Origin of the sequence: Erythrobacter sp. EC-HK427 (assembly GCF_902498745.1) — a bacterium.
Taxonomy (GTDB): Bacteria; Pseudomonadota; Alphaproteobacteria; order Sphingomonadales; family Sphingomonadaceae; genus Alteraurantiacibacter.
On the sequence record NZ_LR701479.1, the window covers coordinates 807,047 to 830,285 of the forward strand.

Annotated in this window: 27 protein-coding genes; 26 read left to right on the forward strand and 1 reads right to left on the reverse strand. The window is 65.4% G+C overall.

Going from position 1 to position 23,239, the window contains the following annotated elements; translation table 11 throughout:
- The first annotated feature begins 30 nt into the window (after window positions 1–30).
- From GC121_RS03800 to GC121_RS03845, 10 genes are all read left to right on the forward strand, one after another.
- Window positions 31–849 (forward strand): flagellar hook-basal body protein, encoded by an 819-nt coding sequence (locus GC121_RS03800; RefSeq protein WP_151972832.1) that lies wholly within the window; start codon window positions 31–33, stop codon window positions 847–849.
- 34 nt (window positions 850–883) lie between these two features.
- Entirely contained in the window at window positions 884–1,624 is a 741-nt protein-coding gene (locus GC121_RS03805; RefSeq protein ID WP_151972833.1) for a flagellar basal body rod protein FlgF, read from the forward strand.
- Between the two features lie 18 nt (window positions 1,625–1,642).
- On the forward strand, window positions 1,643–2,431 hold the full coding sequence (gene flgG / locus GC121_RS03810; protein ID WP_151972834.1) for a flagellar basal-body rod protein FlgG: 789 nt from the start codon (window positions 1,643–1,645) through the stop codon (window positions 2,429–2,431).
- A 25-nt stretch (window positions 2,432–2,456) separates the two neighbouring features.
- Window positions 2,457–3,128 (forward strand): flagellar basal body L-ring protein FlgH, encoded by a 672-nt coding sequence (locus GC121_RS03815; RefSeq protein ID WP_151972835.1) that lies wholly within the window; start codon window positions 2,457–2,459, stop codon window positions 3,126–3,128.
- A 170-nt stretch (window positions 3,129–3,298) separates the two neighbouring features.
- Window positions 3,299–4,360 (forward strand): flagellar basal body P-ring protein FlgI, encoded by a 1,062-nt coding sequence (locus tag GC121_RS03820; protein WP_234421102.1) that lies wholly within the window; start codon window positions 3,299–3,301, stop codon window positions 4,358–4,360.
- Window positions 4,357–4,677, forward strand: coding sequence for a rod-binding protein (locus tag GC121_RS03825; protein ID WP_151972837.1), 321 nt, complete (start codon window positions 4,357–4,359; stop codon window positions 4,675–4,677). The genes GC121_RS03820 and GC121_RS03825 overlap by 4 nt, the downstream gene beginning before the upstream one ends.
- Window positions 4,674–6,002, forward strand: a complete 1,329-nt coding sequence (gene flgK / locus GC121_RS03830) for a flagellar hook-associated protein FlgK (RefSeq protein ID WP_151972838.1) — start codon at window positions 4,674–4,676, stop codon at window positions 6,000–6,002. Before GC121_RS03825 ends, flgK begins: the two co-directional genes overlap by 4 nt.
- Window positions 5,999–6,913 carry a flagellar biosynthesis protein FlgL gene (locus tag GC121_RS03835; RefSeq protein WP_151972839.1) on the forward strand — a complete coding sequence of 305 codons (915 nt, stop codon included), beginning with the start codon at window positions 5,999–6,001 and terminating at the stop codon, window positions 6,911–6,913. Before flgK ends, GC121_RS03835 begins: the two co-directional genes overlap by 4 nt.
- Window positions 6,914–6,943: 30 nt before the next feature.
- Window positions 6,944–7,807, forward strand: coding sequence for a flagellar motor stator protein MotA (gene motA, locus GC121_RS03840; RefSeq protein WP_151972840.1), 864 nt, complete (start codon window positions 6,944–6,946; stop codon window positions 7,805–7,807).
- On the forward strand, window positions 7,808–8,677 hold the full coding sequence (locus tag GC121_RS03845) for a flagellar motor protein MotB (RefSeq protein ID WP_151972841.1): 870 nt from the start codon (window positions 7,808–7,810) through the stop codon (window positions 8,675–8,677). It abuts the gene before it with no gap.
- Between the two features lie 454 nt (window positions 8,678–9,131).
- Here GC121_RS03845 and GC121_RS03850 read toward each other — a convergent pair whose 3' ends face one another.
- A complete protein-coding gene (locus tag GC121_RS03850) occupies window positions 9,132–9,950 on the reverse strand; it encodes a flagellin (RefSeq protein WP_151972842.1) in 819 nt (272 codons plus the stop codon).
- A gap of 231 nt (window positions 9,951–10,181) precedes the next feature.
- Here GC121_RS03850 and GC121_RS03855 point away from each other — a divergent pair, with 231 nt between their 5' ends.
- Genes GC121_RS03855 through GC121_RS03930 form a run of 16 tightly spaced genes read left to right on the forward strand, consistent with a single transcriptional unit; the run spans window position 10,182 to window position 23,219 of the window.
- Window positions 10,182–11,465 carry a sigma-54-dependent Fis family transcriptional regulator gene (locus GC121_RS03855; RefSeq protein WP_151972843.1) on the forward strand — a complete coding sequence of 428 codons (1,284 nt, stop codon included), beginning with the start codon at window positions 10,182–10,184 and terminating at the stop codon, window positions 11,463–11,465.
- Window positions 11,462–11,830, forward strand: a complete 369-nt coding sequence (gene fliE, locus GC121_RS03860; RefSeq protein WP_151972844.1) for a flagellar hook-basal body complex protein FliE — start codon at window positions 11,462–11,464, stop codon at window positions 11,828–11,830. The genes GC121_RS03855 and fliE overlap by 4 nt, the downstream gene beginning before the upstream one ends.
- Window positions 11,831–11,833: 3 nt before the next feature.
- Complete coding sequence (fliF, locus tag GC121_RS03865; protein WP_151972845.1) at window positions 11,834–13,492, forward strand: flagellar basal-body MS-ring/collar protein FliF; 1,659 nt, start codon at window positions 11,834–11,836, stop codon at window positions 13,490–13,492.
- The gene (locus GC121_RS03870) at window positions 13,489–14,496 is read left to right on the forward strand and encodes a flagellar motor switch protein FliG (protein ID WP_151972846.1); all 1,008 of its coding nucleotides are present in this window, start codon (window positions 13,489–13,491) and stop codon (window positions 14,494–14,496) included. Before fliF ends, GC121_RS03870 begins: the two co-directional genes overlap by 4 nt.
- Window positions 14,480–15,133 carry a hypothetical protein gene (locus tag GC121_RS03875; RefSeq protein WP_151972847.1) on the forward strand — a complete coding sequence of 218 codons (654 nt, stop codon included), beginning with the start codon at window positions 14,480–14,482 and terminating at the stop codon, window positions 15,131–15,133. The genes GC121_RS03870 and GC121_RS03875 overlap by 17 nt, the downstream gene beginning before the upstream one ends.
- Window positions 15,127–16,485: a FliI/YscN family ATPase gene (locus tag GC121_RS03880; RefSeq protein ID WP_339389948.1), complete on the forward strand. Its 1,359-nt coding sequence runs from the start codon at window positions 15,127–15,129 to the stop codon at window positions 16,483–16,485. The genes GC121_RS03875 and GC121_RS03880 overlap by 7 nt, the downstream gene beginning before the upstream one ends.
- Entirely contained in the window at window positions 16,466–16,894 is a 429-nt protein-coding gene (locus tag GC121_RS03885; RefSeq protein WP_151972849.1) for a hypothetical protein, read from the forward strand. Before GC121_RS03880 ends, GC121_RS03885 begins: the two co-directional genes overlap by 20 nt.
- Before the next feature lie 31 nt (window positions 16,895–16,925).
- A complete protein-coding gene (locus GC121_RS03890) occupies window positions 16,926–18,170 on the forward strand; it encodes a hypothetical protein (protein ID WP_151972850.1) in 1,245 nt (414 codons plus the stop codon).
- Between the two features lie 24 nt (window positions 18,171–18,194).
- A complete protein-coding gene (fliL, locus tag GC121_RS03895) occupies window positions 18,195–18,773 on the forward strand; it encodes a flagellar basal body-associated protein FliL (protein WP_234421103.1) in 579 nt (192 codons plus the stop codon).
- The gene (locus GC121_RS03900; RefSeq protein ID WP_151972851.1) at window positions 18,770–19,687 is read left to right on the forward strand and encodes a FliM/FliN family flagellar motor C-terminal domain-containing protein; all 918 of its coding nucleotides are present in this window, start codon (window positions 18,770–18,772) and stop codon (window positions 19,685–19,687) included. Before fliL ends, GC121_RS03900 begins: the two co-directional genes overlap by 4 nt.
- Complete coding sequence (gene fliN, locus GC121_RS03905; protein ID WP_151972852.1) at window positions 19,680–19,949, forward strand: flagellar motor switch protein FliN; 270 nt, start codon at window positions 19,680–19,682, stop codon at window positions 19,947–19,949. Before GC121_RS03900 ends, fliN begins: the two co-directional genes overlap by 8 nt.
- Window positions 19,949–20,236 carry a flagellar biosynthetic protein FliO gene (locus GC121_RS03910; protein ID WP_199857742.1) on the forward strand — a complete coding sequence of 96 codons (288 nt, stop codon included), beginning with the start codon at window positions 19,949–19,951 and terminating at the stop codon, window positions 20,234–20,236. The genes fliN and GC121_RS03910 overlap by 1 nt, the downstream gene beginning before the upstream one ends.
- Complete coding sequence (gene fliP / locus GC121_RS03915) at window positions 20,233–21,021, forward strand: flagellar type III secretion system pore protein FliP (protein ID WP_151972854.1); 789 nt, start codon at window positions 20,233–20,235, stop codon at window positions 21,019–21,021. Before GC121_RS03910 ends, fliP begins: the two co-directional genes overlap by 4 nt.
- 13 nt (window positions 21,022–21,034) lie before the next feature.
- Entirely contained in the window at window positions 21,035–21,310 is a 276-nt protein-coding gene (locus GC121_RS03920; RefSeq protein WP_151972855.1) for a flagellar biosynthetic protein FliQ, read from the forward strand.
- A complete protein-coding gene (gene fliR, locus GC121_RS03925) occupies window positions 21,307–22,089 on the forward strand; it encodes a flagellar biosynthetic protein FliR (protein WP_234421104.1) in 783 nt (260 codons plus the stop codon). The genes GC121_RS03920 and fliR overlap by 4 nt, the downstream gene beginning before the upstream one ends.
- On the forward strand, window positions 22,086–23,219 hold the full coding sequence (locus GC121_RS03930; RefSeq protein WP_151972856.1) for a flagellar biosynthesis protein FlhB: 1,134 nt from the start codon (window positions 22,086–22,088) through the stop codon (window positions 23,217–23,219). Before fliR ends, GC121_RS03930 begins: the two co-directional genes overlap by 4 nt.
- Window positions 23,220–23,239: the final 20 nt, after the last annotated feature.

Consider the following 23,239-nt stretch of genomic DNA (forward strand, 5'->3'; position numbering starts at 1 on the left):
CCAAACCCCCGTCCCCAAGGAGTTACCGCCATGTCGTCTTTCTACACCTCGCTCAGTGGCCTGCGCAATTCGCAGACCGATCTCAACACCATCGCGCACAATATCGCCAATGCCGAAACCACCGGTTTCAAGAAAAGCAGCGTCGAGTTTATCGATCTGGTGGCCAATGGCTCCACTTCCGATCCCGGCAAGACCCAAGGCCTCGGCTCGGCGGTGAGCAGCGTCACACAGAATTTCTCGCTCGGCGCGATCGACCAGACTGGCCGCGCGCTCGACGTGGCGATTGATGGAGACGGCTTCTTCGCCACGCGCAATACCGAGAGCAACCAGATTTTCTTCACCCGCAACGGCAATTTCACGCTTAGCCCGACAGGTGATCTGTTCACCAGCGGAGATCAGCAGCTGCAAATGTTCCCGGTCGATGCCACCGGCACCGTCACCAGCACCGCCAATACGGTGGATGCCATCGTGCCGCTGACCAATGCTGCGGGGGCCGATCTGACCAATGTCACCATCGAGAAGAACGGCATTATCAACGCCGCTTATGGCGATGGCTCGATCACGCCGGTGGGGCGTTTGGCGCTGGCCACATTCACCGCGCCCGCCGGTCTGCGCGCAGTCGGGGCGACCAATTGGGAGAACACCGGTTCCTCCGGCGCTCCGGTTTACGAATTGCCTTCCAATGGCCGTGGCGGCGCATTGCTGTCGGGCGCGCTGGAGCGTTCCAATGTCGATATCGCGGAAGAAATGGTCGGCCTGATCACCGCACAGCGCAATTTCCAGGCCAATGCCCGCGCCATCGATACCGCCACCCAGTTCTCGCAGACCATCATCAACCTGCGCAACTAACCGCTCGCAACCCGCTGCCTAAGGAGACTGCCCGATGGACCGGATGATCTATATTGCCCTCACCGGCATGAACGCCGCGATGGACAGGCAGCGGGCGATTGCCAGCAATCTCGCCAACGCCAACACCACCGGCTTTCGCGCCGAGACCTTCGCCACCACCCCGCTGCACATTCGCGGCAGCCATTTCAACGTGCGCGGCCTGGCGCAAGGCGCGGTGCGCGGGGCGGACTTTTCGCAAGGTACCGTCATCCCGACGGGGCGCGATCTGGATATCGCGGTGAACGGCTCTGCCTTCATGGCGATGCAGGCCGCCGATGGCAGCGAAGTCTATTCGCGGCGCGGCGATCTGGTGGTCGACACCGCCGGTCGGCTGGTAAATGGCGAAGGGCTGCAAGTGCTGGGGATGGCGGGGCCGATTGCCGTCCCGCCCGGCTGGCAAGTCAGCTTCGGCAGCGACGGCACCGTCTACGCCGCCGATCCCGCAGCCCCCGATGCCGAAACCGAAGAGGTTGGCCGCATCAAACTCGCCAGCGCCGATGGCAGCACGCTGGTGAAGGGGTTGGACAATCAATTGCGTGTGCCCGACGGCGGCATTTTGCCCGCCGATCCGACAGCCACCATCACTCCCGGCGCATTGGAATCGAGCAATGTCGATACCGCCGGAACGCTGGTCGAGATGATTGAAGCGCAGCGCGCGTTCGAACGCCGCGTGCAGCTGATCTCCACCGCCGAACAGCTCGATCAGGCGAGTTCGCGCCTGATGTCACTCAGCTAATCCACGAAAGGGAACACCATGCCCACATCAGCACTCCACGTCGCCCGCACGGGGCTGGAAGCGCAGGATACGCGGATGCGCGTGATCGCGCACAATCTCGCCAATATCGGCACCACCGGCTTCAAGCGCGACCGCGCCAATTTCGAAACACTCGCTTATGACGATGCCCGCGTGGCGGGCCAGCGGTCGAGCGGGGAGACGGCCTATGCCATCGGCCTCAATCTGGGCACCGGCGTTTCAGTGCAGGGCACGACGCGGATCGATACGCAGGGCACTTTGTCGACCACCGGCAACACGCTCGACCTCGCACTGGATGGCGACGGGTTCTTCCAGGTCGAGCTCCCCGGCGGGCAGACCGCTTACACCCGCGCAGGGAACTTCACTCTGTCGGCAGAAGGCCAGCTGGTGACAGCGCAGGGCTATGCCGTGCAGCCTGCGATCCAGGTTCCGGCAGGCGCGCAGGCGATCTCTGTCGCGCCCGATGGCACGGTGACCGCGATCATCGATGGCGATGCGACCCCTGCCGAGCTCGGCCAGATCAATATCGCCAGCTTCGTTAATCCCGCCGGTTTGCAAGCGACGGGCGACAATCTGCTGCTCGAAACCGCTGCCAGCGGCGCGGCCGATGTCGGCGCAGCGGGGCAGAACGGGCGCGGGCAGATCCGGCAGGGAATGTTGGAAGCCTCCAATGTCAACGTCGTCGAGGAGCTGGTCGAAATGATCGAGGCGCAGCGCGCTTACGAGATCAATTCCAAGATGATCAGCGCGGTCGACGAAATGCTGCGCAACGCCAACCAGACCCTTTGAGCCAAGCCTTGTGAGGATTTGACCGATGACCACCCCGCTCCTTCGCTTCGGCGCAGTCATACTCGCCGCCGCAACGCTTTCGGCCTGCGCCATGGAAGGCGGGCGTCCGCGCGAAGGCTTTGCCGCCGCGCTGCCGCCGCCCCCGCGCGAATTTGCCCCAAGCAATGGCGCGATCTTCCAGCCGGAACTGGGCTATGCCGCTTTGCACGAAGGCACCCGCGCCCGCCGCGTGGGCGATCTTGTCACCGTGGTGCTGGTGGAAAATCTTTCCAGCAACAAGACCACCTCGGCCTCTACCGACCGCAATGGCGGCATCAATCTGACCCCTCCGACCGCCGGTCTGCTGGGATTTCTCGGGCCGGACAGCCTTAATGCCGACAACCAATCGACGTTCAATGGTCAAGGACGCGCTTCGCAGCGCAGCACGCTCAGCGGCACGATCACGGTCACCGTCGCCGAAGTGCGCCCCAATGGCACCGCGCTGGTGGTAGGAGAACGACAGATGGCATTGAGCCAGGGCGATGAATGGGTGCAGTTCGCAGGAATCCTGCGGCTGGCCGATATCGACAGCGACAACCGCATCGTCTCCAGCCGCATCGCCGATGCGCAGATCGTCTATGGCGGGCAAGGCGCGATCCAGCAGGCGAGCCGCCCCGGCTGGCTCGGCCGCTTCTTCAACATGATCAGCCCGTTCTGAGGGGAATGACGATGCCGATGCTGCAAGCCATTGCCCGCACTCTCCTCCCCCGCTGGCGGGGGAGGCCGGGAGGGGGAATGTCTCCTTCTGATGCCATTTGTTACACGCCCTCCCCCGGCCCCTCCCGCAGGCGGGAGGGGAGTGTTTGGGCAGCATTGCTTTGCGTGCTGATGATTGTTGTTGCCACCCCAGCCGAAGCGCAGCGGGTGCGCGACCTGGGCACGTTTGACGGTGTGCGGCCCAACCAGCTCACCGGCTACGGTATCGTCGTCGGGCTGGACGGAACGGGTGATGACAATTTCGAATATGTGACCGAAGCCATGCGCGGCACCGCCGGGCGTATGGGGCTGACTTTGCCGCCGGGTGTCTCGCCAGGCCTGCGCAATGCCGCCGCCGTCATCATTACCGCCGAACTGCCCGCTTTTGCCAAGCCGGGGCAGACCATTGACGTGACCGTCTCCACCATCGGCCGTGCGCGCTCCTTGCGCGGCGGATCGCTGGTGCTTGCCCCGCTGATCGGCGCGGACGGGCAGATTTACGCGATGGCGCAGGGCAATCTGGCGGTCGGTGGGCTCGGCGTATCGGGCCGCGATGGCTCGCAACTTACCGTCAATGTGCCCACCGTGGGCCGCATTGCCGATGGCGCGACGGTGGAGCGCGATGTTGCCACCGGCTTTACCGACAATGGCGAATTGCGCTTCAACCTGCACAATGCCGATTTCCAGACGGCGGCGCGGATGCGCGATGCGATCAATGTCCGCTTCCCCGGCGCGGCGCGGATTATCGACGGAGTGACGCTTTCCATCGTCATGCCCTTCGGCAGCGATGTGCGCTCGGAAATGATCGCCGAGATCGAGATGATCGAAGTGACCCCTGCCGAAAGCCCCGCGCGGGTGATCGTCAACAGCCGCACCGGGACTGTGGTGATCAACTCGGCGGTGAGGCTCTATCCCGCAGCGATCAGCCATGGCCGCTTGATCGTGCGGATCAATGAAGACCCCGCGATCATCCAGCCCGCACCCTTCTCCCGCGGCGTCACCGCGCAAGAGGAAGCGAGCGAAATCACGCTGGAGGAAGAAGGCAGCCGCGTCGCGTTGATGCAGGGCGGAGCGAACCTGTCCGAAGTGGTCGACGCGCTCAATATGCTGGGCGTGGGCGCTTCCGATCTGGTGGTCATTCTCGAAGCCTTGAAGCAGGCGGGCGCCTTGCAGGCGGAAATGGTGGTGCTGTGACCCCGATTGCCGCCCCTACCCCGCTTGCGCCAAGCTCTGCCAGCGCCCAGCCCGCCAGCATCCAGACCGCCACCAGCGAGCTGCGCGAGGCGGCAGAGGCGTTTGAAGCGATCTTCATCCGCCAATTGCTTGCGAGCGCGCGGGCGGCCAATTTCGGCGGTGAGCCGCTGCTGGGCGGCCCCGGCCTCGAACAGTTTACCGCGATGCGCGACGAACACTTCGCCGACATCGCGTCGCAAGCGGGTGCCTTCCGCTTGGCCGACGCTATCGAACGGCAGCTTTCTGCCTTCGTCCATCACGGGGAGGCCGGGCCATGATGGCGATGCTCCAGATCGGCAAGTCCGGGGTGATGACCGCGCGCGCCGCGCTCGACACCACCGCTCAGAACATCGCCAATGCCGGGAACGAGGATTACGCCCGCCGTTCGGTGACGGTGGAGGAAGTCGCCACCAGCGGGCAGATTGGCCGCCAGGGCGGCTCTGCCCTTGCCGGGGTGCGCGTGGCCGAAATCAGCCGTTCGACTTCGATTTTCCTGCAAAGCGAAGCGCGCCGCAGCGCCGCCGATCTGGCGCGCGCCGATGCCGAACTCGTGGGGCTGCGCAACGCCGAAACCGCGGTCGAGCAATCGGGGCTTTACGCCTCCATCGTCGACTTCGAAGCCGCACTGTCGCGCCTCGCCACCGATCCGCTGGGCGGGGCCTTGCGCAATGCGGTGGTGGAGGAAGCGCGCCGCGTAGCACAGACCTTCCAAGTGGCAGACAACAGCCTCGGTATCGCAGAGGCGGAAATCCGCTTCGAAACCGAAGGCGCCGCTACCCTTGTCAATGTGCTCGCTGCCGATCTGGCGCGCACCAATACCGGCATTGCCCGCGCATTGCCGGGAAGTTCCAACATGGCCGTGCTGCTCGACCAGCGCGATGCTTTGCTGCAAGACCTGACCGGGCTGACCGGCGGCGCAAGCAGTTTCGACAGTCTTGGCCGCGCCATTGTGCGGCTGGACGGGCGCGAGCTGGTGGCGGGCAGCCAGGCCTTCGCTTTCACCGCCACCGAGCAAGCCGATGGCAGCTTCGCCTTTGCGGTCGATGGAGCCGGCGTCGCGCTCGCATCGGGCACGCTGCTGGGCCGCTCGCAGGCTGGTGCAGCGGTCAACGCTGCGCGTGCCGGGCTCGATGCGCTCGCTAGCGGGTTCGCGACGCTCGCCAATGACGCGCAGGCCAGCGGCACCGCCAGGGATGGCAGCCCGGGTGCGCCGATGTTCAGCGGCAGCACGGCGGGCACGATCACCATGGTGCTGGCAAATGGAGACGCGCTGGCGACCGCGCCTGCCGGTGCCGCAGCGGGCAGCCGCGATATCGGCAATCTGCAGGCTTTGCGCGATGCGCTTGCCAATGGCGGGCCTGCCGCGCAAACCGACGCGCTGCTCTACGGCCTGTCCAGCGCGATCAGTACCCGCAGCGCCACACGCGACGCGCTGCGCACCATTGCCGACACCGCGCAAACCGCGCTGAGCGCCGAAACCGGCGTCGACCTCGATCAGGAGGCGGCCAATCTCGTCCGCTTGCAGCAGGCGTTTGAAGCCAATGGCCGCGTGATCCAGGTCGCAGCGGATATTTTCGACACATTGCTGGGAATGGGCCGATGACCGCGATCACCAATTCGAGCCTCGCCTTTTACCGCCGCTCGCAGGCCCAGATGGGCGATCTGCGCGCGCAGGCCGAGAATTTGCAAGGCCAGCTGTCGAGTGGCGAGCGGTTGGCGCGTTCGTCGGACGATCCCGCCGCCGCCTCGCGCTTGCGGCTGCTCGGCCGGATGGAGCAGCTTGCCACTATCGATGCCGAGAATGCCCGGCGCACGGCGGAGGATCTGGATCTGGCAGGAAGCGCGCTCGAAAGCATCGGGGCCGACCTGATCCGCGCGCGCGAACTCGCCATCTGGGCAGGCAGCAACACGCTGGGCGACGAGCAGCGCCGCGCTATTGCCGATGAAATCGACCAATTGCGCCAGAACATCCTCGCGCTGGCCAATAGTCCGGGCAGCAGCGGCGATCCGCTGTTCGGCGGCCAGTCGGACAGCGCGCCTTACGTGACCGACGCCAGCGGCGCGATCGTCTATACCGGCACCGCGCAGGCAGACGTGATCGACCTAGGGCCGGGGCAAAGCGTCGTGCGCGGGCTGACCGGGCCGGAATTCCTCGCCTTTACCGTGGGCGGCACGCCCACCGACGCCTTCGCTTATTTTGCCACGCTTGCCGAAACCATCCGCACCGCCGCCGATCCGGCCACTGCCGCGCGGGACGCGCTTGGCGGGCTCGACAGCGCGCTTGACACGCTGACCCGCGCGCAGACGATAGCGGGCGCACGCATTGCCTGGCTCGATGTGGTGCAGGAACGCCAGCTCGACCAGTCGCTCACCCGCAACCAGCAAATCGCCGATACGGGAGGAGTCGAGTTCGCCTCCACCATCGCCGAATTGCAGCAAATGCTAACCGTGCTGGAAGCCAGCCAGGCCAGCTTTGCCCGCCTCTCCAATCTCAGCCTGTTCAACCAGATCTGATTCTTTCAGCCAGTATAGGGACCTGCAACCATGTTCGCCGCAATTGGCATAGTCATTCTGCTCGTAATGGTGTTCGGCGGCTTCTTGCTGGCGGGCGGTTCGCTTGGCCCGATCATGGCGGCGCTGCCGTTTGAAATGATCATCATTGGTGGCGCCGCCATCGGCGCGACGGTGATCGGCAATTCGATGCACGAGATCAAATTGCTCGGCGCCGGTGTGAAGGCGATTTTCAAAGGCCCGCGCTATTCCGACCAGGACCATATCGACGCCATCGCCCTGTCGAGCAAGCTGATGCGGATGCTCAAGACCGAAGGGCCGGTCGCGCTGGAGAGCCATGTCACCAACCCGCAAGAATCGACGATTTTCGCCGAATATCCCAATATCCTTGCCGACACAGCGCTGACCGGCCTGATCGCCGACACGCTGACGCTGATCGTGGTGTCCTCCGGCTCGCTCGACACCCATGCGGTGGAAGATGTGATGGACAATGCCATCAAGACGCAGCTGCACGAGATGAACGAGCCTGCACACACGCTGCAATCGCTGGCCGATGCTCTGCCTGCGCTGGGAATCGTTGCTGCCGTGCTGGGCGTTATCAAAACCATGGGTTCGATCAACGAACCGCCCGAAGTGCTGGGCAAGATGATCGGCGGGGCTTTGGTGGGCACCTTTCTCGGCGTTTTGCTGGCCTACGGTCTTGCCGCGCCAATGGCGTCGCGTCTGAAGCAAGTGATCGCGCATGATGCGCAGATTTTCCATTCGGTGAAGCAGGTGATGATCGCCTCGCTCCACGGCTATCCGCAGGCGCTGGTGGTCGAAAGCGCGCGCTCGGGCCTGCCGCCGGCGCACCGCCCCAGCCTGACCGATCTGCTCGACGCACTGCGGGGCAAGTAAATGGCGACGAACCCGGTTCCGATAGAAGCGCTGGAAGCGCCCGCGCCGCCCGCACCGATTGCTCCGATCATCGTCAAAAAGGTGATCGTCGAAGGCGGCGGGCACCATGGCGGCGCGTGGAAAGTGGCCTATGCCGATTTCGTGACCGCGATGATGGCGTTTTTCCTGTTGCTCTGGCTGCTCGGTGCGACGACCGAAGACCAGCGCAAGGGGCTGGCCGACTATTTCACGCCCACGCTGGTGCAGTACCGGCAGGAAAGTGCCGGATCAGACGGGATGCTGGGCGGCTCCTCGCTGGTCGATCCCGACAATTACCCGCATGGCGCAACGCAAACAGGCACGCAGAGCATCACCATTCCGCGCGATACCGAAGGCGGCGCGCAGGAAGGCGGCGCGCCCGAGGCGGAACGACGGCGGCAGGCCATTACCGAGGCGATCCGCGAGCGCATGGAAGCGGCTGACCGGATGCGGCGGCTGGTGCGGCAAGTGCGGGTGATCCGCACGCCCGAAGGTATCCGCATCGATCTGGTCGATGATGCCGAGTTTTCGATGTTCCACCTCTCCTCCACCGTGCTGGTGCCCGAAGCGCGCGAGCTGCTGGGCATTGTCGCAGAGGCCGTGGGCGAACAGAGCGGCCAGCTGGTTGTGCGCGGGCATACCGACGCGCTGCCCTGGCGCGATGCGCGCAGCACCAACAATTGGACGCTCTCCACCGGCCGGGCCGAGGCGACACGGCAGGAAATGATCCTACAAGGCCTCCCCGCCGCCCGCTTCGACCGCATCGAAGGCGTCGCCGACCGCGAACTGCTGATCGCCGACGACCCGGTCGATCCCCGCAACCGCCGGATTTCGATCCTGCTGCTGGATTGAGTTGACCGGGTGAGGCCAAGGCCACGCCCTTCCGCATCATCGCGAACACGAAAAGGCATTCAGCGCGCAGTCGAGCTGATTAGCGCCCCTCCTCCCCTCCCCGTGGGGAGGCGCCGGGGTGGGGGTGCGGCCTCCGCACCGTCGCGCTCCGCTCGCATCGCCGTACCTCCATCCCAACCCTTCCCCAAGGGGGAAGGGCTAGCCTGCTTGCCAAAGAAAGCGCGGTCACTCGATCAATCGCGTTGGCAAGAGATCTGGCAGAGCCAAGCATCAAAGCAAAACAAGACACTTGCCGGGACGCACCCAGCGGTTTGCAATACGCCAGTAGCACCTTCACACCCCCCACCCCCACCCCCCATGCACACAGCACACACCAAAGCGGCCCGGAACCGAAGTTCCGGGCCGCCCAGGTTGCGACCGCGAGGGCACGCGGATCGCCTTGGGGGACGTGGTCTTACCGCAGCAGCGACAGCACGTTTTGCTGGCTCTGGTTCGCCTGGGCGAGCATCGCGGTCGAAGCCTGGCTGAGGATCTGCGCCTTGGCGAGCGCGGTCGTTTCGGCCGTGTAGTCGGTGTCCATGATCCGCGAACGCGCGTCAGCAAGGTTCGTCGAGTTCGTGGTCAGGTTGTTGATCGCCGATTCCAGACGGTTCTGGCCGGCACCCAGCGTTGCGCGGGTGGCGCTGATATCATCGAGCGCATTGTCGACATTGGTGATCGTCGTCGCCGCAGCCGTGGTGCTCGTCACATCCAGCGCGGTGGCGGTCAGATTGGTGCCGTCAATGCCGACGCTGGTGAGATCGACCGTGTTGGTCGCGTCGGTGGCGATCGTCACCGTTACATCGGTGCCCGCCGTGGTGCTGAACAGCGTCACGCCGTTGAACTCGGTATTGGCGAGAATGTCGCTGATCTGCGCCTGCAGCTCGTCGACTTCGGCATCCATATAGGCACGGTCATTGGTGGAGTAGGTATCCGTCTTCGACTGCACCGCCAGTTCGCGCACACGCTGCAGCATGTTGCTGACTTCGTCGAGCGCGCCTTCAGCGGTCTGTGCGAGGGCAATGCCGTCATTGGCGTTGCGGATGCCCTGGCGCATGGCGCGGACATCGGCGGTCATGGTGGTGGCAATGGCGAGGCCGGCGGCATCGTCCGATGCGCCATTGATGCGCTTGCCGGTGGACAGACGCTCCATCGCGACCGACTGCATACGGTCGGCCATGGTGGAGGCGTTCGAGGCGCGCAGGGCGCTGATATTGGTGTTGATGACGGTCATGGTGTTTCCTGATCCTCTGTAAAGGGTGACAACAAGTCTTCGATCAGCCGCCGCCGGAACCAAGCGGTTGCGGGCGGCTGCCACCAAGAAGAGCGGCGCCTCCCAGCGATCTTTAAGTGCCCGAAAAAGCGTCCCGGAGGCGGGCCTAGGTAGTTCTCCGGGGCCTTAAGTTTTCCCTTTCTTGGCCGTGGCGGGGGGAAAAGCCCTGCAACAGGTTAAAGCGAGGGCAAAATGACGGGTCTTGTGATCAGTGACACGGCGAAGAAAAACCATCCGGGCCTTACCGCCTATGCCGCCCGCGTGGCCGGATCGCTGCCCGGCGCGGCGGATATCCACATTGTCACACCGCAGGATGCGGTGCCGCCCGCGAAGGGCGCGCGGCGGCTTATCGAGCTGCATGATTGCGAACACGGCGCGATCCTGCCCATTGGCAAAGACAAGCTGCGCATCGCCACCTCGCCGCGCACCGAGCGCGCCGCGCACGCCGCGCTCATCGCCGCCTCGGTGCGGCCCGGCGATCCGGTGGCGGCCGACAGCGGCACCATCGCCATGCTGCATCTTGCCGACCGGGTCGCGCAGAGCGAAATCCCCGTGGTGATCGAAGGGCCGACCGGCACCGGCAAGGAAGTCATCGCCCGCTACATCCACAACCGCAGCAGCCGCGCCGATGGGCCGTTCATTGCGCTCAATTGCGCTGCCGTTCCCGAATCCATGCTGGAAGCGATGCTGTTCGGCCACCGCAAGGGCGCGTTCACCGGCGCGTCCGAGGCAGCCGAGGGCTTCTTTCGCGCCGCCGACAAAGGCACGCTGCTGCTCGACGAACTGGGCGAAATGCCGCTCGGCCTGCAAGCCAAGCTGCTGCGGGTGTTGCAGGAAGGCGAAGTCGTGCCTTTGGGCGCGACCAAGCCGATCCCTGTCGATGTCCGCATCATCGCCTGCACCAATCGCGATCTGCGGCGCGAGATCGAGGACGGCCGCTTCCGCGAAGACCTGTATTTCCGCCTCAATGTCTTTTCGCTGCAACTGGAAGCGCTGCGGGTGCGCACCGACGATATCGCCCCCATCGCCTTTGCCATGCTGCTGCGCCACGCACCCGATCCCGCGCGCATTCCGTGGCTGCACAGCAGCGCGCTCGCCAAGCTGGAGCGGCATAGCTGGCCGGGCAATGTGCGCGAGATGGAGAATGTCATCCGCCGCGCGCTGGTAATGGCGGGGCCGGACGAGCAGATTACCGCGCAGCACATATTGTTCGACAATGCCGTGCGCGCGATCCCCGACGAACACACCCGCACAGAGGCGCTGGCAGCAGAAATCCGCCTCGGCAGGATCGGCAAGAGCCGTCTTACAGAAGTGGCGCGACAGTCCGAAGCCAAGGCCATTCTGCAGGCGCTGGCGGACAATGGCGGTAACCGGCAGTCGACCGCGCGCACTTTGGGCATTTCCGAACGCACTTTGCGCTACCGGCTGGCTGAAATGCGCGATGCCGGATTGGCGATGGCCGGAGGCGCACGATGAACCCTGTTTCCGGCCATGGCGCGGGCGGATTGCAGCAAGTGCTTTCGCTGCGTCAGCAAGTGCTCGAACAATCCGCAGCCTTGCGCGAATTGCGCGAGGCCGGTGCGCCCGCCTCGGGTGTCGCCGCACCCGCGCAGCCTGCGGGCGGCGGCTTTGCGGCAACGCTGGAAAACGCGCTCGATCAGGTGAATGCCTCACAAGCGCGCTCTTCCGAACTCTCCGCCGCCTATGAACGCGGCGAAGTGACCGACATCGCGCAAGTGATGATGGCGCGGCAGGAATCAGGCGTGGCCTTCGAAGCAACGCTGCAAATGCGCAACAAACTGCTTTCCGCCTATCAAGAAATCATGCGGATGGGAGTGTAACCGATGGCTGATGCAGTTCCCTCTGCTCCCCTCGCCAATCCGCAGGCGATCAGTGCACCCCTTGCCCCACAATGGTCTGCCATGGGGCCGAGAGTGGGCGCGTTGCTGGCGCAGCCCGGCATCCGCAAGGCTTTGCCAGCCATCGTCGCGGGCAGCGTGCTCGGCGCGGTCGGGCTGGGTTATCTGGCTTTCGCCGAAGGGCCGCAGCGCGTGCTCTATACCAGTCTCAGCGATGCCGAACGGGCCGAAGTAGTCGGCGCGCTGGAAACCGCTGCTATCACCTACAGCATCGATCCTGCGACCGGCGCGCTGAGCGTGGCGGAGGACGATCTGTACCGCGCGCGGATGCTGGTCGCGTCGGATACCGCGCTGGCCTCGCCTGACAATTCGATCGAAATCCTCGATTCCATGCCACTCGGCACCAGCCGCACACTGGAAGGCGAGCGGCTGCGCACTGTGCGCGAGCGCGAGCTGGTGCGCACCATCGAAGAAATCAACGGCGTGGAAAGCGCCCGCGTCCACTTGGCCGCGCCCGAACGCTCGGTCTTCGTGCGGGAGAACAATCCGCCCAGCGCCTCGGTGATGCTGCGGCTGACGCGCGGGCGCTCGCTCTCGCCCGATCAGGTGCAGGCGATTGTGAACCTCGTCTCCGGCTCCGTCCCCGGTCTTTCGCCCGCCGATGTGCGCGTGGTCGACCAGCAGGGGCAGCTGCTGTCAGACACCAGCTCGGATGTCGGCGACGCGCTCGATTTGCAGCGCGAGCATGAGGAAAAGCTGCGCATCCAGATCGCGCAAGTGCTCACCCCGCTGATTGGCGAAGGCAATTTTTCGAGCGAGGTGCAGGTCGATGTCGATATGTCCGAAGTCACGCGCGCAGAGGAAAGCTATGACCGCGAAGGCGCGGTGCGCTCGATCAGCGAATCCGAAGCAACGCAGCGCGATGCGGCGGCTGCGGGCGGCGTTCCCGGCGCGCTGAGCAATACTCCGCCACCGCCCACCGGGCTGGAAGAAGGCCCGCCCGATGGCGAGGCTGCGCCGGCGGGCGAGGCGGGCGCAACCACCGGCCAGAGCAGTTCACAACGTATATACGAGCTGGGGCGCGAGGTTGCCGTCACCAGTTCGCTTCCCGGCACCGTGCGGCGGCTCTCGGTCGGCATTGCGATCAGTTCCGAAGCCTTGGAAGCCATTGAACCTGCCACGGCAGACGATGTGCAGCAATTGGTCGCCGCCTCGGTTGGCGCCAATCTGGAGCGCGGCGATGTGGTGACGGTGATTACCGGCGGCTTCGATCCGGTGGAGGAGATCGCGGTTCCCTTTTACGAGGCACCATGGTTCGCGATGGCGCTGCGTTATGGCGCGGGTGCGCTGGTGCTGCTGCTGGCGCTGCTCTTCATCGTGCGCCCGATCACCCGCGCGCTGCCCGCTCCGGCGCAGCGGCAGGAGGACGCGCCCGGTGACGAGGATGAGAGCCTGACCGACGCCGAAACCGGCGAGCCGGTTGCCGGTGCCACCACGCTGCCGTCTGCCACCCTGGACGGCGCAAGCGAGGATGACGTGCAGGAGCAGGTGCGCCTCGCCCGCCAGTTCGCCGTCGAGCAACCCGAACGCGCGGTGACCGCTTTGCGCCGGATGCTCGCTGCACCGGGCGGAGAGCGGGCATGATCGGCGCGAGCGATAGCGTGTCGCCTGCCGAGCAGGCGGCGATCATCCTGATGCTGATGAATGACGAGGAAGCGGCCAGCCTGCTGGGCCAGCTTGATCCCGGCGAATTGCAATTGATCGGCCAGACCATGCTCGCCCTGCCCGATGTCGAGAGCCGCGTGATCACCGATGCGATTGGCGGATTCATCCGCGAAGCGCAGGGCACCTCGCTCGAAAGCCGTGACCGGCGCGGAAGCTATCGCAACCGCATGGTGCGTGCGCTGGGTGAAGTGAAGGCGGATTCGATCATGCAGAAAATCTGCCCCGAACAAACCGCCCCTTCGCTCGAACTGGCGCATTGGCTGGCCCCGCAAGTGCTCGCTTCGCTGGTGCAGGACGAACATCCGCAAGTGATCGCCGTGCTGCTGCTGGTGCTGGAAGCCGAGCAGGGCGCGGCGCTCCTTTCGCTGCTTCCGCCGGATATCCAGCCGGGCGTGGTCGAACGCATTGCGCGACTGCGGAAGGTTTCGACGCAGGCCTTTGCCATGCTCGATGAAATCCTCACCGCCAAGATCAGCAAGCGTTTCGGCAGCGGTGCACTCGCCATGGGCGGTGCGCGCGATGCCGCCGATCTCATCAACCGCGCCGCTGGGCCGGTGGCCAAATCGGTGATCCCCGATATCGGCAAGCGCGATGCGGCGTTGGCGAAGGCGATCGAGGCCGAACTGTTCACTTTCGAAATGATCCTGGCGCTCAGCCCAATGGATATGGGCCGCCTGCTGCGCGAGGTCGAAAACGAAGTGCTGGTCGATGCGCTGAAAGGTCTGGAGGAGGACGAACGCACGCCGTTCTTCGCCGCCATGTCGAGCCGCGCGGCCGACGGGGTGAAGGACGAGATCGAGCTGCGCGGCAAGCTGAAGCGCGAGGATGTGCAGGCGGCGCAGAAGAGCATGGTCAATGTGCTGCGGCAATTGGCCGATGCAGGCGAAGTGAGCGTGGGTTCGGACGATGCCGAGTTCGTTTGAAGCCCTGTTTCCCGCCTTCGCGGATGAAACCGGACCCGCTGCCCCGTCGCCATCGGGCTTCGCCGCCGCGCCGTGGCAACAGCTTGCGGGCGAAACGCCAGCAGGCTTTGCGCCGCTTGACCGGTTTACCGCCGCCGGTGCCGATCCGGCGCAGCACGCCACTGCGGAACGCGCCCTCGACGCCGCTTTGAACCATGCGCGCGCAGAGGGCGAGGCTGCGGGCCGGGCGGCGGCGCTCGGCGAAATGGCGGCGCAGCAAGCCGAACGCGAAACGCTGGCACTCGCCGCGCTGCGCTTGCAGGACGAAGCGCGTCAGGCCTTCTCCGCCCGCCTCAACGAAGCGGTTGCCGCACTGTGCGAAACCGCCTTCGGCCCGCTCGCCAAAGACGCCAAGCGGCTGACCAAACGCTGCGATACCGTCGCCGCGATGATCGATGACGGATACCGCGATGCCCGTTTCCGCCTGCATCCCGACGATCTGGCGCTGCTCGAAGGCAGCACGCTCGATCCCGCGCAATGCCGCGCGGATGCGGGCCTCGAACGCGGCACCATCATTTGCGAAACGGCGGATGGCGAACTGCATGACGGGCCGGAAGAATGGCGCGCGCGCCTGCGCGAGGCATTGGGCCTGTGCTGAGCCAGCTCGCAACCGAACTCGCCGCGCTTTCGCAAAGCCGCGCAGGCTTTGCCGGTATCGCCGCGCCGGTGCGGCTGGGGCGGATTGTCAGTTGTGACGGCCTACTGGTGGAGGCAACGGGTCTCGACGCGCCCATCGGCACCATCTGCCGCGCAGTGGGCAAAACCGGCGCGGATACGCCCGCCGCCGAAGTCATCGGCTTTCGCAGCGGCCACAGCCTGATGATGATGCTGGGCGATACGGTGCAATTGCAGCCCGGCACGCTGGTGCGGCCCGAAGGCCATCCCGGCATGGTGGCGGTGGGCGAAGCCTTTCTGGGGCGCGCGATAGACGGCGCGGGCCACGCCATCGATGGCGGCGGCGCGATCCGCAGCGGCACCTTCCGCCCGCTTGGCGGGAAGCGCGAAGCCGCGCTCGAACGCGGTTCGGTTGCCGAGCCTTTCGACACCGGCATTCGTGCGGTCAATGCCTGCCTCACCATGGGGCTGGGCCAGCGTATCGGGATTGTCGCCGGCTCGGGCGTGGGCAAATCCAAGCTCATCGATATGCTGATGCAGGGCAGCGATGCCGATATTCTGGTGATCGGCCTGATCGGCGAGCGGGGGCGCGAAGTTTCCGATTTCGTCGCGCGGCATTTGCACGATCCGGAGCGCCGCCAGCGCACCGCGATTGTCGCCGTGCCCGCCGATCATGCCGCCAATCTCCGCCTGCGCGGCGCGCAGCACGCCGTCGCACTTGCCGAGTATTTCCGCGCGCAAGGGAAGCGCGTGATGCTGGTGATCGACAGCTTGACCCGCGTCGCCCATGCGGCGCGCGAGATCGCCTTTGCGCTGGGCGATTGCGCGGCCCTGCGAGGCTATCCCGCCTCGGCCATGGGCGTCATCACCAAGCTGATCGAGCGGGCGGGCATTTCGTCAAGCAGCGGCGGCGCGATCACTGGCATTTATACCGTGCTGGCCGATGGCGACGATCACAACAATCCGGTGGTCGATACCGCGCGCGCCATTCTGGACGGCCATATCGTGCTCTCGCGCGAGATTGCCCAGCGCGGACAGTTTCCCGCGATCGACATTCCCGCCTCGCTCTCGCGCGTGATGGACGATATCGCCGCGCCCGATCACCGCGCGTTCGCCCGCCAATTGCGCGCGCTGATTGCCGCGCATGATGCCAATCGCGATCTGCTGATAATGGGGGCCTACAGCCCCGGCAGCGATGCGCAGCTTGACCGGGCGATTGCCATGCAGGGTGCGATCCGCGCTTTCCTGGCGCAGGATCTGCACGAAACGGTGAACATGGCAGAAAGCTGCGACGCGCTTGCCGTGCTGATGGCCGATGCAACCGCCGCAGCATAGGCTCCGCCTGCTCGCCCGACTGGCGCGGCTGCGCGAGGTCGAGGCGCACAAGGCTGCGCGGCATCTGGCGCAGACCGAGCTGACCCGCCAGCAATTGCAGGCCTTGCGCCAGCGTAGCGGAGATATCGCCGCGCTCTACCAACAGCGCCGCGATGCACAAACGGGGGCCGATCTGCGGACGCAGAAGGCCTTTATCAGCGGGCTCAATCGCATTGCCGAGGAAACCGCAGGCCAGCACGCCAGCCTGCTGCCATTCCACCGGCAAGCGCAGCAGGCGCTTGGCGAAGCGCGCGCCAAGCATGAACGCGTCGCCGACAGGCTCGTCCAGCAGCAACTGCAAATTTCCGATGCGCAATTTGCTGCCGACGCGGCTCCCGCAGCGCGTTTGGCACGGAAATTGAAAAGCTGAAGTCATGGTTAATTCGGATCGGACATAGACTGTGACGCCAGCACCCATTGCAACGCCGACGGCGGCCAAAGGCCTGTCCCCTGCCGCCGCCCCCGGCATTGCCCCTGCAGAGGATGCGGAGACGGGGAAACTGCCGGAAAATGGCGGATTTGCGCCACTTCTCGCGCTCCAGCCTCCGGTTGCCCCGCCAGTTATCGAAGCGATGACCACACCCGGCACAGCGCCGGCAGCGCCCGCAGGTGCGAGCGCCCCCGCGTCGCTCCCGGAACCTGCGCTCAACGCAACCGGCAAGCCTTTGCCGCCCGGCGGCAAGGAATTGCCGCTTGCCGTTTTGCCGGGAAGCTCCAAAACCGTGGAGAGCGCGCCCACCAGTGACGCCGAACCGGCCAAGCCCGCGCCCGCACAATCTGGCGAGGCGCCGCCGAAGTCGCTGCCCGCTACCACGCCGTTGCCGGTGATCGTCGCGCTCGCGGCAGGCAACAAGGCCCAGCCCGCTGCGAAAACCGCAACCGAAGCGCCCGCTGCGCTTCCCTCAGTCGAAACCGAAGCGGAATTGGCCCCCGAAAAGCGCGCCGCTTTGCCGCTACCGGCTGCCCCCTCGACGCGCCGTGACACGGCGGAGCCACAGCCCGTACCTGCCGCCCTTGCCAAGCAGGATACGCAAACCGACACCGCCAAGCCCGCCCCTGCTTCGCCTGCGCAGCCCGCGCCTGCGCTCGCCAGCGCGGCACCGGCTACCGCATCCGAAGCGCCGCTGGCGAAGCCCGCCAGCCAGCCTACGCAGGTACAGGCACCGCATGATTTCGAAACGCTGGTGCAATCGCTCTCCGCCGCGCGCGAGGCAGCACAGCCCGGGCGCGCCGAGATGCAGCTGCTCCACCGCGAGTTCGGCCATGTGCAAATGCAGTTCGAGCTCGCCGGGCGCCAGCTCAAGGTTGCGCTGATGAATGGCGATGGCGATTTTGCCAGCGCAGTGCATTCGGCCCTGGGCGAACGCGCTGTCGAGCGCAGCGTCACCGCCGCCGATGCCAGCACGCAGACGCGCAGCGATACGCGCTCCGAAAGCCAGCAGCAGCACACTGCGAGCAACGCCTCCACGAACGGCCAGTCCGGCCCTTCCCCGCAGCGCCAGTCCACTGGCGAGAACGGCGCACAGCGAAGCAACGTGGCTGACAACGCGCACTCCAACACCGGCGACGCAGGCGAGGACGCGCCCGCATCGCGCCCCGCCGCAACCGCAACCGCAAACGCACACCGCAACGGGCTGTACGCCTGACCCTGCGCTTTCAGGAGCTGAAACGTGAGCAAGAAGAAACCCGCAGACACCGAAGATACGCCGAAGAAAGGCGGCAAGCTGAAACTCGTCATCCTCATGATCTTCGTCCTCGCGCTGGGCGCGGGCGGCGCTTACGGCGCGTTTGCGATGGGCCTGATCCATACCGGCGGCGAAAGCGAGCCGGATGTGCCGCGCCTGGTCGCCAAGGATGAAGAAGACCCCTTCGCGCCCGAAGGCGAAGCGAGCGAAACCGGCCCCGTCACCTATGGCGAAGGCGGCAATGAATATCGCGCCAGCTATTTCGAATTCGAAGAAGGCTTTACCTCCAACCTGAAGGATTCGCCCGGCCTGGTGCAGGTGACGCTGGCGGCGTCCACCTATCATGACGGGCGGGTGATCCAGTGGCTCGAATTGCACGAGCTGGCGATCCGCTCGGCCATTCTGGTGGAGCTGGCCAATACGGTGGAAGACGATGTCTACACCGTCGAAGGCAAGGAACGCCTGCAGCAACGCCTCACCGCCGCTGTCAACCGCGTGCTGGAAGAGCATGAGGGTTTTGGCGGTGTCGAGACCATCCACTTCCAGACTTTCCTCGTCCAGTGAAGCAGGACGCTTTCCTTGTCGCGGAGCGCCCGCTCGCGTGCCATTCGGGCGCGCTGACCGGCGGTGCAACGCCCGATGCGCCCGATCCGGCGGCGGAGCTGGCGGAGGCGGCTGCACGGTTGCGGCTGGCGATTGCGGGAGAGATTGCGGCCTTGCTGGGCAGCACCGATCATCAGGTGGCGCTATCCGCCGTCCAGACGATTTCGGCAGCCAGCCTGCACAAGAAGGTGGGCAAGGGGCACACCCATTGCCTGATCGGCGAAACCGGGCGGGGCCAATTCGTCGCTTCGATGCCGATGCTCCACGCCCTCGCGCTGACCGACCAGGCCTTTGGCGGCACAGGCGAGATCGACGGGCCGGCACCCGATACTCTGCCCGCCGCTGCCGCATTGACGCTGACCCGCCTCGCCGATGCGCTGGGCCGCGCCTTCACCGCGGTCTTCGCCTGCCAGCCGCAGGCGTTCACCCGGCGCGAGGATGTGCTGCGCAAGCTGGTTCCGGCGGGCGATGCGCAGCCGCTGCTAACGCTTTGTCTGACAGTCAGCGTTCCCGAAGGGGCAGACTGGGAATTGCTGCTGGCCTTGCGCGAAAGCGAGGCCGAAAGCCTGCTGCGCTTCGGCAAGGGCGGCGGGAACAAGGCGGTGGTGGCAGGCGACCGGCGGCATCCGGGCGCTGCGCCCTTTGCCGAAATCCCGCTCGAACTGCACGTGCCGCTGGCGGAAATTTCCATGCCCGTCTCACGCATCTCTACCTTGCAGCCGGGCGACCTCATTCCGCTCCCGCGCCGTTCGCGCGCCACGCTCAAACTGGCGCATCGCAGCCTTGCCGAAGGCGAGATCGGCAGCGCCGATGGCGCGCTGGCTTTGCGGCTGACCCAAATCAACTGGAACCGAAGGACTACCGATAATGGCTGACAATCTGCACGCGCTCGATCTCATCCGTGATGTCGAGGTCAAGGTGACGGTAGAACTGGGCCGCACCACCATGCAATTGCGTGATCTGTTGGCGATGGTGGAGGATTCCATCGTCCCGCTCGACCGGCAAGTGGATGAATTGCTGGATGTGATGGTCAACGGCAAGCGCATCGCCAAGGGCGAAGTCGTGACCGAAGGCGGACGTTTCGCGCTGCGCATTGTCGCGCTCGAAGGCGAGCAGAAGCTGGCGAAGGCAGGCTGATGGTCTGGTACATTCTCAAGCTGTTGCTGCTGCTGCCGCTGCTGGCGGGCCTGATCTGGGGCAGCCTGTGGCTGGCGCGCAAAGTGCAAACGGGCGCGATGCCGCAAGGGCGCGCGCGCGCCGCACGGCTCGTTGAAACCACCATGATCGGGCCGGGAATGCGGCTGGCGGTGATCGAGTTTCGCGGGCGCGAAATCCTCGTCGGTGCCAGCCGCAACGGGCTTGTGCGCCTGGCCGAGGCCGAAACGCCGCCGTCCGAGAAGTATCTGGAGGAGGTTGCGCCATGATTCGTGGTGTGTCCGGAGCGCTGATCGCGCTCGCGCTGCTGTGCCTGCCGATGGCGGCAATGGCAGCCGGCGTGCAGCCTGCGATGCCCGAACTGCCCGCCAGCGGCATTGGCGGCGCCTTGGAACGCGCGCTGGACGGCGCGAATGGCGAGGAAGCGCCGCTCAGCTTCTCGCTGCAAATCCTGCTGTTGATGAGCCTGCTCACCATCCTGCCCGCGCTGGTGCTGATGATGACGAGTTTTACCCGCATTATCATTGTCTTGGCGATCCTTCGGCAGGCCTTGGGTCTCCAACAATCGCCACCCAACCAGGTGCTGATCGGCCTCTCGCTGTTCCTTTCGCTGTTCATCATGGCCCCTACGCTGGAGCAGGTGAACACGCAGGCGATCGAACCCTATGCCGCAGGCACGATGGAGGCCGATGTGGCGATCGAAGCTGCGGGGGACGCGTTTCACAGCTTCATGATCCGCCAGACCCGCACCACAGATCTGGCGATGTTCGCCGACATGGCGGGGCAGAGCGAATTTGCCGATCCGGCGGGCGTGCCCTTTTCAATCCTGTTGCCCGCTTTCGTCACCAGCGAGCTGAAGACCGCCTTCCAGATCGGTTTCATGCTGTTTCTGCCCTTTCTGGTGATCGATCTGGTGGTGGCGAGCGTGCTCATGTCGCTGGGCATGATGATGCTTTCCCCCACGATTATTTCGCTGCCTTTCAAGCTGTTGCTTTTCGTCCTGATCGACGGCTGGGCGCTGCTGATGGGCTCGCTCGCCATGAGTTTCGCGTGAGGAGACAGGGCTGATGGACGATAGTGCTTCGCTGCTGGGCCTTGCCGACCGGATGCTGTGGACGACCGCTTTGGTCGCTGCGCCGCCTTTGCTGGCCGCGCTGGCCATCGGGCTGGTGGTCGGCGTGGTTCAAGCGGCAACTTCGGTCAACGAGCAGACCCTCACCTTCGTGCCCAAGCTGGCCGTGGTGGCGGTGGTGCTGGTGCTGATGGGATCGAGCATGATGACCATCACAGGCGATTTTGCGGAGGAAATCTTCGCGCAGATTGCGGCGATGTCGCGGCTGTGAGCTTTCCCGATCTCGGCATTGGCGTGATGGGAGAGCAACTTTGGGCGCTGCTTTTCGTGATGGTGCGCATTGGTGCCGCACTGCTCGCCGCGCCGCTGTTCGGCATCCGCGCGGTGCCGGTGCAGGTGCGCATCGTGCTGGCGGCGGCTTTGGGCGTCTATATGCTCAACTGGATGCCGGTGCGCGTGCCGGAGGATATGCTGGCGCTGCCCACGCTGGTGGCGCTGCTGGGCGAAGTGGTGATCGGGATGACCCTCGGCTTCGTGCTGCAACTCGCCTTTGCCGCGCCCTCGCTGGCGGGCGAGCAGATTGCAGGCAGCATGGGCATGGCCATCGCCACTGCGGTTGACCCTGCAAGCGGCAGCCAGTCGGGCGCCATCGGGCAGTTTCTCGGCATCATGCTGACGCTGGTCTTTCTGGCGATTGGCGGACATCTGATCTGGTTGCGGCTGGTGGTGGAAAGCTACACGCTGTTCCCGCCAGGCGCGGATTGGGATGTGGGCGAGCGCGGCTGGCTGGTGGCGAGCTTTGCCAGCCAGATCCTCGCCTCTGCCGCGATTATCGCGCTGCCCGTCACCCTGGTGCTGCTGCTGGTGCAAGTGGTGACCGGCGTCATCAGCCGCTCCGCGCCCGCGCTCAATCTCTTCGCGCTCGGCCTGCCTGCGGGCGTGCTCGCGGGGATCATCGCGCTGCTGCTGGCAACGCCCCTGTTAGCCGAGCAATTCGTGGCGCTCGCCGAACTGGCGCTTGATATGGTGGCAGAGGCGGTGCGACCATGAGCGAGCAATCTGCGGGCGAAAAGTCATTTGCGCCAACCGAGAAGCGCAAACAGGATGCGGCGAAGAAGGGTAATGTCCTGCGCTCGCGCGAAGTGGCGGCCGCCGTGGCGGTGCTGGCGGGCGCGGTGTGGCTGAAACTTGCGGGAATGTGGCTGCTCACAGCGATGCAGGAAGCAGGCATCCGCAGCCTGCGCTTTGATCGCACCGCCTTGGAGGATTTTCAGCCTTCGGCCATGCTGACCGGCCTTGTCGGCGATCTGCTGCCGCTGGTGCTGACTCTCGGCCTGCTGACCGTCAGCATCACCATGGCGGCGCAATTGCTGCTGGGGGACGGGCGCTGGGTGATCGGCAATCTGGCACCCAAGGGCTCGCGCATCGATCCGCTGGCGGGGATGAAACGCATTCTCGGGCCGCAGGGGCTGGTGGAACTCGGCAAAAGCCTTGCCAAGTTGGGGCTTCTCGGCGGTATCGCCTATTATTGGGGCAGCGCCAATCTGCTGACGATCCTCTCGCTGGGGCGCGGCGAATTGACGGGGCAGCTTTCTGCCGCGTGGGACGCGATTGTCACTCTGCTTTTCCTGCTGTCGGCAGGCCTTGTGGTGATCGCAGTGATCGACTGGCCGATCCAGTATGTGCTGCGCCTCTCCAAGCTCAAAATGACCAATCAGGAATTGCGCGACGAACAGAAGCAGGCCGAAGGCGCGCCAGAAAAGAAGGCGGCGATCCGCCAGCGGCAGCGCGATATGGCGCGCGGCGGCGTGGCCAAGGCGGTGAGCGAAGCGCAGTTCATCCTGACCAATCCGACCCATTTTGCCGTCGCCATGCAATATGATCCCGCGCAGGCCGATGCGCCCTTTGTGCTCGCCAAAGGACGCGGCGAGAAGGCGCTGGCGATGCGCGAGCTGGCGGCGGAAAACCGTGTGCCGGTGCTGGAATACCCGACGCTGGCGAGGGCGGTCTATTTCACCACCCGCGAACACCAGGTGATCCGCGCCGAGCTGTATGTGGCGGTGGCCGCCGTGCTGTCTTTCGTCCTGTCGCTCAAGCGCGGCGAGCGGCCCGCGCGCCCGCGTGTGACCGTGCCGATAGAGCTGCATTTCGATGCCGAGGGGAAGCCCTTCCGGGCTTAAACCGCGCAAGCCCGCGCCGT

What these genes read in the sequence shown, in the direction of transcription:
- GC121_RS03800 (WP_151972832.1), top strand. Translation starts at nt 31, where the DNA reads ATGTCGTCTTTCTACACCTCGCTCAGTGGCCTGCGCAATTCGCAGACC.
- GC121_RS03805 (WP_151972833.1), top strand. Translation starts at nt 884, where the DNA reads ATGGACCGGATGATCTATATTGCCCTCACCGGCATGAACGCCGCGATG.
- flgG (WP_151972834.1), top strand. Translation starts at nt 1,643, where the DNA reads ATGCCCACATCAGCACTCCACGTCGCCCGCACGGGGCTGGAAGCGCAG.
- GC121_RS03815 (WP_151972835.1), top strand. Translation starts at nt 2,457, where the DNA reads ATGACCACCCCGCTCCTTCGCTTCGGCGCAGTCATACTCGCCGCCGCA.
- GC121_RS03820 (WP_234421102.1), top strand. Translation starts at nt 3,299, where the DNA reads ATGATTGTTGTTGCCACCCCAGCCGAAGCGCAGCGGGTGCGCGACCTG.
- flgK (WP_151972838.1), top strand. Translation starts at nt 4,674, where the DNA reads ATGATGGCGATGCTCCAGATCGGCAAGTCCGGGGTGATGACCGCGCGC.
- GC121_RS03835 (WP_151972839.1), top strand. Translation starts at nt 5,999, where the DNA reads ATGACCGCGATCACCAATTCGAGCCTCGCCTTTTACCGCCGCTCGCAG.
- motA (WP_151972840.1), top strand. Translation starts at nt 6,944, where the DNA reads ATGTTCGCCGCAATTGGCATAGTCATTCTGCTCGTAATGGTGTTCGGC.
- GC121_RS03845 (WP_151972841.1), top strand. Translation starts at nt 7,808, where the DNA reads ATGGCGACGAACCCGGTTCCGATAGAAGCGCTGGAAGCGCCCGCGCCG.
- GC121_RS03850 (WP_151972842.1), bottom strand. Translation starts at nt 9,950, where the DNA reads ATGACCGTCATCAACACCAATATCAGCGCCCTGCGCGCCTCGAACGCC.
- GC121_RS03855 (WP_151972843.1), top strand. Translation starts at nt 10,182, where the DNA reads ATGACGGGTCTTGTGATCAGTGACACGGCGAAGAAAAACCATCCGGGC.
- fliE (WP_151972844.1), top strand. Translation starts at nt 11,462, where the DNA reads ATGAACCCTGTTTCCGGCCATGGCGCGGGCGGATTGCAGCAAGTGCTT.
- fliF (WP_151972845.1), top strand. Translation starts at nt 11,834, where the DNA reads ATGGCTGATGCAGTTCCCTCTGCTCCCCTCGCCAATCCGCAGGCGATC.
- GC121_RS03870 (WP_151972846.1), top strand. Translation starts at nt 13,489, where the DNA reads ATGATCGGCGCGAGCGATAGCGTGTCGCCTGCCGAGCAGGCGGCGATC.
- GC121_RS03875 (WP_151972847.1), top strand. Translation starts at nt 14,480, where the DNA reads ATGCCGAGTTCGTTTGAAGCCCTGTTTCCCGCCTTCGCGGATGAAACC.
- GC121_RS03885 (WP_151972849.1), top strand. Translation starts at nt 16,466, where the DNA reads ATGCAACCGCCGCAGCATAGGCTCCGCCTGCTCGCCCGACTGGCGCGG.
- fliN (WP_151972852.1), top strand. Translation starts at nt 19,680, where the DNA reads ATGGCTGACAATCTGCACGCGCTCGATCTCATCCGTGATGTCGAGGTC.
- GC121_RS03910 (WP_199857742.1), top strand. Translation starts at nt 19,949, where the DNA reads ATGGTCTGGTACATTCTCAAGCTGTTGCTGCTGCTGCCGCTGCTGGCG.
- fliP (WP_151972854.1), top strand. Translation starts at nt 20,233, where the DNA reads ATGATTCGTGGTGTGTCCGGAGCGCTGATCGCGCTCGCGCTGCTGTGC.
- GC121_RS03920 (WP_151972855.1), top strand. Translation starts at nt 21,035, where the DNA reads ATGGACGATAGTGCTTCGCTGCTGGGCCTTGCCGACCGGATGCTGTGG.
- GC121_RS03930 (WP_151972856.1), top strand. Translation starts at nt 22,086, where the DNA reads ATGAGCGAGCAATCTGCGGGCGAAAAGTCATTTGCGCCAACCGAGAAG.